This is a genomic window from Pseudomonas sp. KCJK9000 (assembly GCF_046230725.1).
Lineage (GTDB): Bacteria > Pseudomonadota > Gammaproteobacteria > Pseudomonadales > Pseudomonadaceae > Aquipseudomonas > Aquipseudomonas promysalinigenes.
On sequence record NZ_JBJJLN010000005.1, the window covers coordinates 85,367 to 97,811 of the forward strand.

Sequence of the window (12,445 nt, forward strand, 5' to 3'; positions counted from 1 at the left end):
GAAAGCCGTTGCGCGGTTTCTATGGGTTCACGCTTCCCAGGTGACACGCTGAGGACTATCTTGGCGGCAGGCCGGCAACGGCATCTATCCACTTTCTTCGTCAAGCAATGCACCAAAAGAGTGCAAATAGGACTAAGCGTGACAACGCCCAACGCCTTGCAGGTTCAAGCTTTTCACACCACCGACGTCACCGAGCAAGTGCGGGCCACCCCTGGTTGGCAACAGCAGTATCGGCAGATGTCACCGGGGCATTTCAGCGGCCAGCTGCGCTGCCTGGAACTCGACGGTGTAGAGGTCTACGAAGAGCGTCTGAATACCCGGGTCGAGCAATTTTTCCGTGCCCCCAGCGGTTCGCTGGCGTTCTGTTTCGACCAAAGCGAGAACAGCCTGTACCTGCTCAACGAGCAGAGCCGCAATATCTGGATCACGCCAGAGAACTACCAGGAAGTGGCAGTGGTGTTCGATCAGGCGTTTCTAGCCCGTCATGGCCTGAACCCGGGGCGTATGGAGGGCTTGTTCATGGTGCCCCTTGGCAGCGGGCAGAATGCATTGTTTGGCAGTTGGCTCAGCGCTACCTTGACGCGTCTCGGGCAGGCCGACTGCACGTTACAGGGGCAGGCACTGGCCGAGCAGCTGCTCGAGGACTGCCTGTTCATCCTCGACAATGCCTGCCAGCGCCTGCAAGGCGGCGCTCTGGGGCGTCGCGGCGAGGAGCGGGCGATCATGCAACGAGTTAGCGAATGGGCGGCCGATTGCCCCGAAGAAAGCTTGAATTTGATGGAGCTGGCGGAAGTGGCTGGGGTTTCGCTGCGTCAGCTGCAGCAAGCGTTCAAGGCCTTCACCGGGATGCCCCCGGCCCATTGGCTGCGCTTGCGTCGGCTCAACGGTGCGCGGCGAGACCTGCTGTGCGGCTGTGAGGTTACCGTGGCAGAGGTTGCTATGCGCTGGTCTTTCTGGCATTTGGGAAGGTTTTCAGAGAGTTACCGGCAATTGTTCAAGGAATTTCCAAGCGAGACACTCAAGCGCTGCAGGGCTTGAGACAGATGGGTGACTGCATAAGCCTGAATGGCGCACGGTAGGTTCTTCTCACTAAAGAATTATCAGTTTTATCAGTTGCTTGATAGCAATTGTTAAAGTCCTTTCTATCGATACGCCAGCGAACAGTGCCAGCGATATGTCGCGCCCATGCTGACCACTGGGCCAGTGGTAATAGCCGATGACTCAAGGCCTGCGTTGACTGCGCGTGAGCGAGTGCACCCGCGAAGAGGCCAGCACAGACAACCCAGCATTGACGGCGGAAAATTGCTATCGTGCGCGGCAGTTTCCACCCGAGGTTTCGATGTTCTACCTGCCATTGCCCAGCGACCAGGCTGACCGCCTGGCGAGCGAGCCCACCGCCACCGACTTCTTCACGACCGCCAGCCTGCTGGAGGCCGCTGCTGTGCTGTTCGTGCAGAACCTGCCGCGGCAACCGGCAAACGCCTCGGCAGAGGCACAGGAGCGCCGGTTTGCCGAGATCGTTCGCATCGCCCATGACGTTGAACGTGCGGCCGCTGGCCGCTTTCAGGGCCAGGTAGCGCAGCGTTTCGACCGTGAAGCGTTCGCCATGGGGCTGGGAATGCTGGGGGATAACGGCGCTGCCCTGGTGTCTGCCGAAGCCCAGTACCAGGCCGATGAGTTCTTGGACGGCGAAGGCCAGTGGAATTTTCAATTCGCCGAGCGTTACCGGCAACGCGTCACCCCACTGCATCCGGTGCACTTGCCCTCGCTGGCCAGTGACCTGGAACTCAGCGACCAGCAGAACCGCCTGCTGCGCGAGTTTCTCAGCGGCGTCGACGAGTCGGTCGCGGTGCAAGGGTTTGCCGGTACCGGTAAGACATTCCTGATCCATCAGTTCGCCCGGTTGCTCGACCCTCAGCGCACCCTGCTGCTGGCCCTCACCGAGGGCCAATTGCGAGCGTTGAAGGGGCGGGTGAAAGATGCCCAGGCTTACGCAGCCCTGACCCTCGGCCAGTTGGCCGATGAAATGCTCAACCGCGACATGACCAGCAATGGCTGGCGCCTGCGCGACCCGTACCGCACCAAACTGTCCTGGCGCCCGCAGGAAGCGCAGGTGGTGCGCTGGCTGAGCATCCCCGATATCGGCCCGCTGGCGGCGCGCGACGTGGTTGCCCTTTGCATCAAGGCGGTGCGCAATTTCTGTCGCGGCGCTGACAGCCAGTTGCAGTTGCATCATTTGCCATCGGCAGGGCCAGGCACCACACCACTGGATCAGCAGGTACTGCTGGAAAAGGCTCGCTTGTACTGGCAGGAGTTGATTCGCCCCTCGGCGCGCGAGATTCAGCTGCCGGTGCGCGATTATCACAGGGTCAAGCTACTGTCGTTGACAGCCCACGCGATCGACAGCCGGTACACCCATGTCATCGTGGACGAAGCCCATGAGCTGTCCGCGCCGATGCTTGCGGTGCTTGACCGCAGCCCGCAAGCGGTCATTGCCCTAGGCGACGATCTGCAGAACCTCAATGGCCTCAGCCCGCACCACAGCAACTTCATTCGCCAACGTTACATCGACCATTCGCTGCGCGCCGGCCCCTCCATGGACGCGGTGCTCAACCCGTTGATCCAGGCGCACCCGGCGGCGATTCAGGCCGCATTCACCGGCAGTGCCGAGCATTACACGCGGGTAAGCTTCTTCGACACGGTGACGTTGCCCGAGCAGCCCACTGCGTTGATCGTCGACGATGAATGGGGCTTGTTTGGCTGGTTCCAGCGCCTGACCCACCAAGGGGTGCCGTTCGTGCTGCTGCACGGCGCGCGCAAGGATTTCGAGCTGTTCGTCGAAGATTGCATCGAGCTTTACCGCTACGGCACCCGCGCCCGTCACCCAATGCTGTTCCGTTACCCTAGCTGGCAGGCGCTGGAGCAGGACAAAGGTGACGACAAGGCATTTGTCGCCGTGGCTGGCATGCTGCGCAAAGGTTACACCCCCGAGCACTTTGCCAAAGCCAAGAGCCGTTACCGCTGGGACAAGGCGCCGAAGCTGTTCCTGGGCCGGGTGAGTGATGTGAAGAACATGGAATTCGCCAGGGTAATGGTGTCACCCGAGCTGATGGTCGCACCCACTGCGGCGGGCAACCGCAATGAGCGAGCAAGAATGCTGGCGGGGTTGTATACCGCCTGTTCGCGGGCGCGGCATGAACTTATCGTGCCCGGAGCAATGCTGGACTGGGTCAAGGACCAGCTCAGAGGTTGAGGGCCGGGGCCGCAGAGCGGCCCCGGCAGCGCTGAATCAGTTGCGATCCAACCACACGGTCTGGGCGTTGGTGAACTCGCGTACACCAAAGTGCGACAGCTCGCGCCCAAAGCCGCTCTTCTTCACCCCGCCAAACGCAACCCGGGGGTCGGAGGCGCAGTAGCCGTTGATGAACACGCCACCGGTATCCAGTGCTGCCGTCATGCGCTCAGCCAATGCGTAGTCAGCGGTATAGATGGTTGCCGCCAGGCCGAATTCGCTGTCGTTGGCCAGCTCCACCGCATGCTCGGCATCCCGAGCGGTAATGATCGCCGCCACCGGGCCGAACAGCTCCTGCTTGAAGGCGGTCATGTCCGGGGTGACATTGGCGAACACGGTCGGTGCGTAGAAGTTGCCCACGCCTTCGACCTTGTTACCGCCCAGCAGTAGGGTGGCTCCTTCGCCAAGCGTTGCCTGCACCTGGCCATCCAGTTCGTCACGCAGGTCGTAACGGGCCATTGGGCCGATATAGGTGTCGTCTTCCAGCGGGTTGCCAAGCTTGAGCTTGCGTGTTGCCTCGACGAACTTTTCAGTGAATGCCTCAACGATGCTTTGTTCGATGATCAAGCGCTTGGCCGCCGCGCATACCTGGCCTGTGTTCTGGTAGCGACCGATGACAGCGGCCTGCACGGCTGCGTCGAGGTCGGCATCGGCCAGCACGATGAAGGGGTCCGAGCCGCCCAGTTCCAGCACGCACTTCTTCAGCGCGGCACCGGCTTGGGCGCCGATGGCCATGCCGGCGCGCACGCTGCCGGTCAGTGTCACCGCGGCGATGCGCACGTCATTGATGGCGCGGGTGACACCCTCCGGGGTCACGTTCAGCACCTCGAAAACCCCCTCAGGCAGGCCTGCGCCCTTGAACAGTTCACCCAGAAGGTACGCGCTGCCCATCACGTTCGGCGCGTGCTTGAGTACGTAGGTGTTGCCTGCCAGGATCGCGGGCACCGCACCGCGCAGCACTTGCCAGATCGGGAAGTTCCACGGCATCACAGCGAGGATCGGGCCCAGCGGGCGGTACTCGATGCGTGCTTTCTGGACCTGGGTGGGCTCAGGCGCCAGCATCGCCGGGCCGTGCTCGGCATACCAGCGGCACAAACCCACGCACTTGCTGACTTCGCCACGGGCTTGGCTGATCGGCTTGCCGATTTCGCGGCTGATCATCTGGGAGAAGGCTTCGGCTTTGGCTTCCAGGGTATTGGCCAGGGCGAGCAGGTACTCGCTGCGCTGACCCAGCGACACCTGACGCCACTGGCCGTAACCTGCCTTGGCGCGTTGCAGCGCCGCTTCCAGTGCGGCGTCGGTGTCGTAAGGGTAGGCGCCAATCTGCTCACCGGTGAACGGGTCGAGGGAGATGGCGTGGGTCAGGCTGCTGATTGCACTCATGGCTGGACACTCTCGTCGTCGTTATTCAGTGACGCCAGACTAGTGGGCTATAGCTTTAATGAAAACTGAATAATAATGAGCGAAACATTCACGATTGGAGAATGACTGTGGACCTGGTGCAACTGGAAATCTTCAAGGCCGTGGCCGAGCAGGGCAGCATCAGCGCCGCCGCCCAGCATATCCACCGTGTACCGTCGAACCTGACCACGCGCATCAAGCAGTTGGAAGAGGATTTGGGGGTCGAGTTGTTCATTCGCGAGAAGAGCCGCTTGCGCCTGTCGCCGGCCGGCTGGAATTTTCTTGAGTATGCTCGCCGCATTCTTGATCTGGTACATGAGGCGCGGCTGACCGTTGCTGGCGAAGACCCCCAAGGCACATTCGCCCTCGGGTCGCTGGAAAGCACCGCCGCAGTGCGTATTCCGGCACTGCTGGCGCTTTATAACCAGCGTTACCCCAAGGTCGACCTGGATTTGTCCACCGGCCCCTCCGGGACCATGCTCGAGGGCGTGTTGTCAGGGCGCCTGGTGGCGGCCTTCGTCGACGGCCCGGTGCTGCACCCAAGCCTTGAAGGCATACCGGTGTTCGAAGAGGAGATGGTGATCATTTCGCCACTTAACCACGCCCCGGTCACTCGCGCCCAGGATGTAAACGGCGCGAGCATCTACGCCTTTCGCGCCAACTGCTCCTACCGACACCACTTCGAAAGCTGGTTTGTTCAGGACCAGGCCGTACCCGGCAAAATCCACGAAATGGAGTCGTACCACGGCATGCTCGCCTGTGTCAGTGCCGGTGCCGGGCTTGCCATGCTGCCGCGCAGCATGCTCGACAACATGCCTGGCTGCAGCACGGTCAGTGCCTGGCCGATGCAAGAGCAGTTTCGCTATCTCAAGACCTGGCTGGTCTGGCGCCGGGGCACGGTGTCGCGCAGTTTGAGCATGTTCGTCAAGTTACTGGAAGAACGCCGTGCGGGGTCACAGGGCTGGCCTTAGCTGCCATAGCCACAGCGGCGATACCGCCGTAAGCCCCGTGACAGAGGCATACTGGCAATTAAATACGCCAATACTGGCAATTCACTTTCATCTTTCTGATTAGCTGGACAATAATCAACAAAGTATTACCTCGTGTGACCGGCTGTAACGTCGCTCACCGTCAAATCGAGGGGTTCAAGCCCCCAACTTGCCAGCAACCGTTGTCCAATGGCAGCGGTTCGCCTGTATGAACATCAGGAGTAGTCATTGATGAAAAGCCGTCTTGCCAGCACGCTGGCTGTCGCTGTACTCGCCCTAGCTGGCAGCCAACTGGCCCAGGCCGCGCAGGTTTCTGGTGCGGTCGGGGTCACCAGCCAGGGCGACATGACTTACCGTCTGGGCATGTCGTTCGACTGGGACAAAAAGTGGCTGCAAAGCGACATCGGCTACGTGACTGGCTATTGGGATGCCGGTTACACCTACTGGGAAGGTGGCGAGGCCAGTGGCGCACACTCGCTGTCGTTCAGCCCAGTGTTCACCTATGAGTTCAGCGGCTTCACCTATACCCCTTACATCGAGGCCGGCATTGGTTTGGCGGCTTTCTCCAAAACTGACGTGGGTGATCAGCGCCTGGGTTCTTCGTTCAACTTCGAAGACCGTATCGGCTTGGGTCTGAAACTGCCGGGCGAGCAAAAGGTGGGTGTGCGGGCGATTCACTATTCCAACGCCGGCATCAAACAGCCCAACGATGGCATCGAGTCGTACTCGCTTTTCTACAGCAAAGGGTTCTAAAAGCTGGGGCCGCTTAGCGGCCCCGGTTTTCTCAGAAGGTGTAGGCAACCCCCGCCTGCACCGTGCGCGGTGCGCCGGGATACACGTAGGTGTTGAACGCCCCCTCGTCGTAGCCTTTGTTGAATAGGTTTTTCACATCCAGGTTCAAGCGCACGTGCTCGTTGACCTGGTAGAAGCTCAACAGATCCACCACGCTATAGCGCTGCATGGTGTAGGTGGTCGCTGCCGTTTGCCCGGCGCGGTCATCCACATACTTCACACCAACGCCCAACCCCAAGCCTTTGGCCAGCCCGTCCTGAAACTCATAGGTGTTGAGCAGGCTGAAGCTGTTGCGCGGGATGTTCGCAAGGCGCGTACCGAGAGGAAGGCTGTTGTCCTTGGTGACCTCGGCGTCGACGTAGGCATAGCCGCCGATCATTCGCCACTCGGGCGTCAGGTTGCCCGCCACGTTGATGTCCACGCCGCGGCTGCGTACTTCACCCGCTGCCACGCTGTAAGTGCCGGTGGGGTCGTTCGGGTCGCGTGTCAGCACGTTTTCTTTGACGATGTGGTAGATCGCGGCATCGACGCTCAGCTGACGGTCCAGCGCCTCCCACTTGACGCCCAGTTCGTAGGCTTTGCCTTTTTCAGGGTCGAAGCCTGTGCCTTGCAGGCTGGCACCGCTGTTGGGCTTGAACGAGCGCGAGGTAGTGGCGTAAACAGCCAGCGTATCGGTCAGGTCGTAGATCAGGCCCAGACGGGGCGTTACGCCGTTCTCAGCTTTGCTGAAGTCCCCAGTATTGTTGAGCTTGGTGTCGTAGTCATGTTCGAAGCGTTCCAAGCGTACCCCGGCCAAGGCTTTCAGGCGTTCGGTGAGGGCCACCTGGTCCTGGACGAATGCCGCCCAGGTTTTGAGGTTTTCCCGGTCATGGGTGGTGGTACGGGTGAGGGCAGGGCGCGGCTGGCCCAGGACTGGGTCGTAAATGTCGACCGGATAAGCGCCGGCGCCTGCCGCCGAACGCTGAATGATCGAGTTGTAGTCGTAATCTTCGTACTCGATACCCGTGAGCAGCGTATGGGCGAAACCGCCGGTGTCGAAGTGGCCCGTCAGGTTGAGCTGGTAGTCGCGATCGCGCCATTGCAACTTGCGGTAGTTGAAGTTGCGCCCCAGCGTGCGGCCGTCGGCCTGAAGGCCGTTTGCCTCCACCGCATTGCCTTGCAGCGAGCCGTCCAGCCACTGCAGCCCGCCAGCCAGGGTCCAGTCGTCGTTAAGCCAGTGCTCGAAGCGCAGCTGGGCCATGTTGTTGTCGTTATGCAGCAGGTTGTCGCTGCCTTTTTCCCAGATATTGGTATCGCGCGAGGCGCTGCCGCGTTGGCCGGGCAGGCGGGTCAAACCTCGATCGAGGGGGTGGTTGTTGCGCATGAAGTCACCCTCGAAGATGACCTTGGTGGATTCGTTGAGCTGCCAACTGATGACCGGCGCTATGCCATAGCGCTCGCTTTGCACATCGTCGCGAAAACTTTCTGCGTCTTCGCCCACCACATTCAGGCGGTAAGCCAATGCGCCATCGGCATTCAACGGCCCGCTGGCGTCCAGGGTCGCGCGGCGCATTCCTTGGTCGTCGACCTGGCTGCCTAGCGTGACTTTAGGTGCGCTCAATGGCTGCTTGCTGACCACGTTGAAGGTGCCGCCAGGGTCGCCCCGCCCGTACAGGCTGGTGGCCGGGCCGCGGATCACCTCGAGGCGCTCGACGCTATTGGCGTCCGGGGCATTGGGGTAGCCGCGGTTGATCGGGAAGCCGTTACGGTAGAACTCACCGGTGGTGAAGCCGCGCACGGTGAAAGTGGTCAGGCCCTGGCCACCGAAGTTGTTGGCACGGCCAACACCGCCGGCGTAATCCAGGCCCTCTTGCAGGCGAGTGGCGCCGGTATCTTGAAGCACGTCTTTAGGCACCACGCTGATCGATTGGGGTATCTCGTGCAGTGCTGTATCGGTACGTGTGGCGCTGGCAGAACGGCTGGCTTTGTAGCCTTGCACCGGCCCATCGGCCCGCTCGGTGTCGGCACTGCTGGTTATGCTCAGAGCCTGAAGTTCGATCTGGCCACCGTCGGCCAGCGGCTCAGGCTCGGCGAAGGCCCAAGGGGACATAGCTTGAAGAACACATAGCGAAACGAACGTGCGACGCATCGACGGTACGATCCTGGAAGAAAGCGCTGAGGGAGAATGGTTTTAGCAGCGGGAAGCTACTACGAATCATTATCAAATGCATTAGTTATAATTTGCACGGAGGTACCACTTTCGGCAGCAAAGACGAGGCTTCATGTTTTTTTCACCTTGCGCTGTTATGATCGCGCCACTCTTTGGGGAGTAGCCTGCCTTCGCGCCTTGCGGCGGCGCTCTGGTCAACATATTTGGCAACCTGCCATGGCCAGCGCATCCATTCGGATTGGCGAGACCAACGACCTTCCTGCAGCCAAGCCGGGCCTGCAGGTCGGCTGTCGTTGACTCGTTGCCCGGTTGGAGCTTGAACCTTGAACCCCATTTCCCTGATCTTTCTCGCCTTCGCCATGTCCACCGATGCCTTCGCAGCCGCAATCGGCAAGGGCTCGAGCCTGCACAAGCCACGCTTGGCCGAGGCCCTGCGCACGGGTCTGATCTTCGGCATCATCGAAGCCATCACCCCGGTGATCGGCTGGCTCTTGGGTCAAGCCGCCAGCCAGTATGTCGAACAGTGGGACCACTGGATCGCCTTTACCCTGTTGCTACTGCTAGGCGCGCACATGGTGCATGCCGGGCTCAAGCCCGATGAACAGGAGCAGGAAAAACAAAGCCAGCATTCGTTCTGGATTCTGGCGGTCACGGCGGTGGCAACCAGCATCGACGCCCTGGCGGTGGGCATCGGCCTGGCTTTCGTTGACGTGAATATCTGGGTGGCCGCTGCGGCGATCGGCCTGGCGACCATGACCATGGTGACCATCGGCACCATGCTCGGGCGGGCGTTGGGCTCTGTGGTGGGCAAGCGCGCCGAGATCATTGGTGGGATCGTGCTGATGCTGGTGGGCACCACCATTCTTTACGAGCACCTGAGCGCGGTGTGAATCGCGGATTGTCGGGTATGATGCAGCCCCCGATATTCCCAAGAGGCCATGCCATGACCCTGAGCGCTGAACAGATCGGCGAATTCCAAGCCTTTGCCGAACAGCTGGCCGATGCCGCTGCGCAGGCGATCCAGCCGTATTTTCGTGCCAGCCTCGAGGTCGAGGACAAGGGCGGGCGCCTGTATGACCCGGTGACCGTGGCGGACAAGGCCGCCGAGGACGCCATGCGGGCATTGATCCAGGCGCATTACCCCGAACACGGCATTCTTGGTGAAGAAGCCGGTGTGGCGGTGGGCAGCAGCCCCCTGACCTGGGTGCTTGACCCCATCGATGGCACTCGCGCCTTTATCACCGGCCTGCCGCTGTGGGGGACCTTGATCGCCCTCAATGACGGCACCAAACCCGTGCTCGGTGTCATGAACCAACCCTTCACCGGTGAGCGTTTCGTAGGGACACCGGCGGGTGCCTGGCGCAGTGGCACACCCTTGAAAACCCGCGCATGCCGTGAATTGGCTACTGCCACCCTGATGTGCACCACGCCGGACATGTTCGACACCGCCGAGCGTAAGGCGGCGTTCGAAAACGTGGCTGGCCAGGCGCGGTTGATGCGTTATGGCGGTGATTGCTATGCCTACTGCATGTTGGCATCGGGCTTTGTCGATGTAATCGTCGAGGCCAGCCTACAGCCGTATGACGTGCAGGCGCTGATGCCCATCATCGAGGGGGCCGGCGGGGTGATCAGCGCGTGGGACGGCAGCAGCGCGCAGAACGGCGGTTGTGTAGTCGCCTGTGGTGACCCGGTTTTGCATGCGCAGGTGGTGCAGTTGTTGCGTCACGCCATGTAATTGGCCAGCGGCTTGGTGCTGAGCCGCACTTTTTGCGTTTTCCGGGCTCTATCCTTGGCCAGGCCGCACCGACACCCGATGCGGCCGCCGATTTCGACCCGGTGCCGATGGTTGCGAGCTATCCCAGAATTCTCCCACGCCTGCTGCTGGCAGGCGCCCTGATTGGCCTGGCCGGCTGCAGCGAGCGGCAAGGGCACGACATTGTCAGCCAGTTGGGTGAAGGCAAGCCCAGTGAGCTGTTCCAGACCAGCGTCGACCGCATGGCGACGTTGGCCATGCGCGACAACCTACAAAGCTTGTATCTGCTGATGAACAAGCTCTACCTGCGCAACCCCAACCAGTGGAAGCTTTCAGGCTACCTGGACGCGACCACTGCCGAGCGGCAGATCCGCGTGGCCATCGAGCAGCGCAAGCCGCTGCCGCAGCTAGGCAATCGACGTGACCTCGCGGCCTTGAGCTATGCGTTGGACCCTGATTTTCGGGGTGACCGGGTGGGTGCTTTCATCTATGCCATCGGCAGCATGCTGATCACCGCCCACGGTGGGCGTAGCGAGTTCTATATGACCGATACGCTCGACCCGCTGTTCATCAACAACGCCGCGCGCAACATCGAAAAGGCCACCTGGATGCTCAGCCAACGCCAGGATGCCAACGGGGTGCTGTTGCTGTTCTCCAATGAAATATCCGAGCAGGGCAGTAATCTGAGTTTCGCCGTTGAATTCGGCAAGATCGTTGCCCGGCTGGATTTGCTGGCAGAGCTGCTGGATGAGCGCTACCGGCGGATCGGGCTCAATTATGCGCAGAGCCTGTTGTTGATGAACTTTCTGCCTGTGCAATGAGCCGGCCATCGTCACCGATGGCCGAGTGCCCACTATTGCCAGCAACGCTTCGGCGAGCTGACTGCGCGGACCTTCAGGCCGCGCCCTTGACCGGGCTTATAACGGGTAATGCTTGAGTTCGCGCGCGATCAGCATGCGCTGAATCTCGCTCGAACCCTCGTAGATTTGCGTGATACGCGCATCGCGGTAATAACGCTCTACCGGGTAGTCCTCCAGGTAGCCATAGCCGCCGTGTACCTGCATCGCCATCGAACATACCCGTTCGGCCATTTCCGAAGCGAACAGCTTGGCCTGAGAGGCCTCCGACAAGCATGGCTTGCCAGCGCTACGCAGGCGCGCGGCATGCAGTATCAATAAGCGTGCGGCATTCACTTGCACCTGCATGTCCGCCAACAGGTTGGCGATGCTCTGGTGCTCGTTGATCGGTTTGCCAAACTGGATACGGTCGCGCGAATAAGCCAACGCTGCCTCGAACGCGGCGCGGGCGATTCCCAGGGCCTGGGCGGCGATGCCGATGCGGCCGCCTTCAAGGTTGGACAGCGCGATGGCCAAACCCTTGCCACGCTCGCCGAGCAGGTTGGCTGCCGGCACGCGGCAGTTGTCGAACGTGACCGCGCAGGTGTCCGAGGCACGAATGCCCATCTTGTGCTCGCTGCGCTCGACCTTGAACCCTGGGTTGTCGGTCGGCACCAGAAACGCGGACAGGCCCTTCTTGCCCAGGTCCGGGTCAGTCACGGCAAAAACGATGGCAAGGCCTGCGCGGCGGGCGTTGCTGACGAACTGCTTGGCCCCATTGATCACCCAATGGCCATCGACCAGCTCGGCGCGGGTACGCAGGTTGTGCGCTTCGGAGCCTGCCTGGGGTTCGGTCAGGCAGAAGCAGCCGATGGTTTGCCCTGCCGCAAGGCCTGGCAACCAGGCCTGTTGTTGCTCGGGGCTACCATAGGCCAGCAGCGGGCCGCAGCCGACCGAATTGTGGATGCTCATCATCGCCCCCGTGGCGCCGCATCCGGCGGAGATTTCCTCCACCGCCAGGGCGTAGGCCACGTAGTCGGTGTAGCTGCCGCCGAAGGTATCCGGCACGACCATGCCCAGCAGGCCGAGCTCGCCCATCTTGCGGACCACGCCATCGTCGATCCAGCCGGCCTTTTCCCAGGCTTGCGCGTGAGGGGCAATTTCGCCGCGGGCGAAGTCACGGGCCATGTCGCGGATCATGATTTGTTCTTCGCTCAGTTCCAGGTCTTGCAT

The 12,445-nt window shown here is 61.3% G+C and carries 10 protein-coding genes; 7 read left to right on the plus strand and 3 right to left on the minus strand.

Features of this window, described 5'->3' with window-relative positions; genetic code table 11:
• Positions 1 to 138 precede the first annotated feature (138 nt).
• Together ACK59H_RS03970 and ACK59H_RS03975 are read left to right on the plus strand one after the other, a co-directional pair.
• Positions 139 to 1,038, plus strand: a complete 900-nt coding sequence (locus ACK59H_RS03970) for a helix-turn-helix domain-containing protein (RefSeq protein ID WP_060476478.1) — start codon at positions 139 to 141, stop codon at positions 1,036 to 1,038.
• A 301-nt stretch (positions 1,039 to 1,339) separates the two neighbouring features.
• On the plus strand, positions 1,340 to 3,253 hold the full coding sequence (locus ACK59H_RS03975) for an AAA family ATPase (protein ID WP_060476477.1): 1,914 nt from the start codon (positions 1,340 to 1,342) through the stop codon (positions 3,251 to 3,253).
• Positions 3,254 to 3,289: 36 nt separating this feature from the next.
• On the opposite strand, the gene ACK59H_RS03980 is transcribed toward ACK59H_RS03975, so the two are convergent.
• Positions 3,290 to 4,675, minus strand: coding sequence for an aldehyde dehydrogenase family protein (locus ACK59H_RS03980; protein ID WP_060476476.1), 1,386 nt, complete (start codon positions 4,673 to 4,675; stop codon positions 3,290 to 3,292).
• 107 nt (positions 4,676 to 4,782) lie between these two features.
• On the opposite strand from ACK59H_RS03980, the gene ptrR reads away from it, so the two are divergent.
• A complete protein-coding gene (gene ptrR, locus ACK59H_RS03985; protein ID WP_060476623.1) occupies positions 4,783 to 5,664 on the plus strand; it encodes a putrescine utilization regulator PtrR in 882 nt (293 codons plus the stop codon).
• 249 nt (positions 5,665 to 5,913) lie between these two features.
• A complete protein-coding gene (locus ACK59H_RS03990) occupies positions 5,914 to 6,435 on the plus strand; it encodes an acyloxyacyl hydrolase (RefSeq protein WP_060476475.1) in 522 nt (173 codons plus the stop codon).
• 31 nt (positions 6,436 to 6,466) lie between these two features.
• Here the strand turns inward: ACK59H_RS03990 and ACK59H_RS03995 are convergent, their stop codons facing one another.
• Positions 6,467 to 8,602 carry a TonB-dependent siderophore receptor gene (locus ACK59H_RS03995; protein WP_409264264.1) on the minus strand — a complete coding sequence of 712 codons (2,136 nt, stop codon included), beginning with the start codon at positions 8,600 to 8,602 and terminating at the stop codon, positions 6,467 to 6,469.
• Positions 8,603 to 8,946: 344 nt separating this feature from the next.
• Here ACK59H_RS03995 and mntP point away from each other — a divergent pair, with 344 nt between their 5' ends.
• From mntP to ACK59H_RS04010, 3 genes are all read left to right on the plus strand, one after another.
• The gene (gene mntP / locus ACK59H_RS04000) at positions 8,947 to 9,513 is read left to right on the plus strand and encodes a manganese efflux pump MntP (RefSeq protein WP_060476473.1); all 567 of its coding nucleotides are present in this window, start codon (positions 8,947 to 8,949) and stop codon (positions 9,511 to 9,513) included.
• A gap of 53 nt (positions 9,514 to 9,566) precedes the next feature.
• Positions 9,567 to 10,358, plus strand: a complete 792-nt coding sequence (gene hisN / locus ACK59H_RS04005; protein ID WP_060476472.1) for a histidinol-phosphatase — start codon at positions 9,567 to 9,569, stop codon at positions 10,356 to 10,358.
• A 107-nt stretch (positions 10,359 to 10,465) separates the two neighbouring features.
• On the plus strand, positions 10,466 to 11,197 hold the full coding sequence (locus ACK59H_RS04010; protein WP_060476622.1) for a hypothetical protein: 732 nt from the start codon (positions 10,466 to 10,468) through the stop codon (positions 11,195 to 11,197).
• Between the two features lie 96 nt (positions 11,198 to 11,293).
• On the opposite strand, the gene ACK59H_RS04015 is transcribed toward ACK59H_RS04010, so the two are convergent.
• Entirely contained in the window at positions 11,294 to 12,445 is a 1,152-nt protein-coding gene (locus ACK59H_RS04015) for an acyl-CoA dehydrogenase family protein (RefSeq protein WP_060476471.1), read from the minus strand.

Bases quoted from the DNA above. Each gene is read 5' to 3' on its own strand.
- ACK59H_RS03975 (WP_060476477.1), top strand. From the start codon at position 1,340: ATGTTCTACCTGCCATTGCCCAGCGACCAGGCTGACCGCCTGGCGAGC.
- ACK59H_RS03980 (WP_060476476.1), bottom strand. From the start codon at position 4,675: ATGAGTGCAATCAGCAGCCTGACCCACGCCATCTCCCTCGACCCGTTC.
- ACK59H_RS03990 (WP_060476475.1), top strand. From the start codon at position 5,914: ATGAAAAGCCGTCTTGCCAGCACGCTGGCTGTCGCTGTACTCGCCCTA.
- ACK59H_RS03995 (WP_409264264.1), bottom strand. From the start codon at position 8,602: ATGCGTCGCACGTTCGTTTCGCTATGTGTTCTTCAAGCTATGTCCCCT.
- hisN (WP_060476472.1), top strand. From the start codon at position 9,567: ATGACCCTGAGCGCTGAACAGATCGGCGAATTCCAAGCCTTTGCCGAA.
- ACK59H_RS04010 (WP_060476622.1), top strand. From the start codon at position 10,466: ATGGTTGCGAGCTATCCCAGAATTCTCCCACGCCTGCTGCTGGCAGGC.
- ACK59H_RS04015 (WP_060476471.1), bottom strand. From the start codon at position 12,445: ATGCAAGACCTGGAACTGAGCGAAGAACAAATCATGATCCGCGACATG.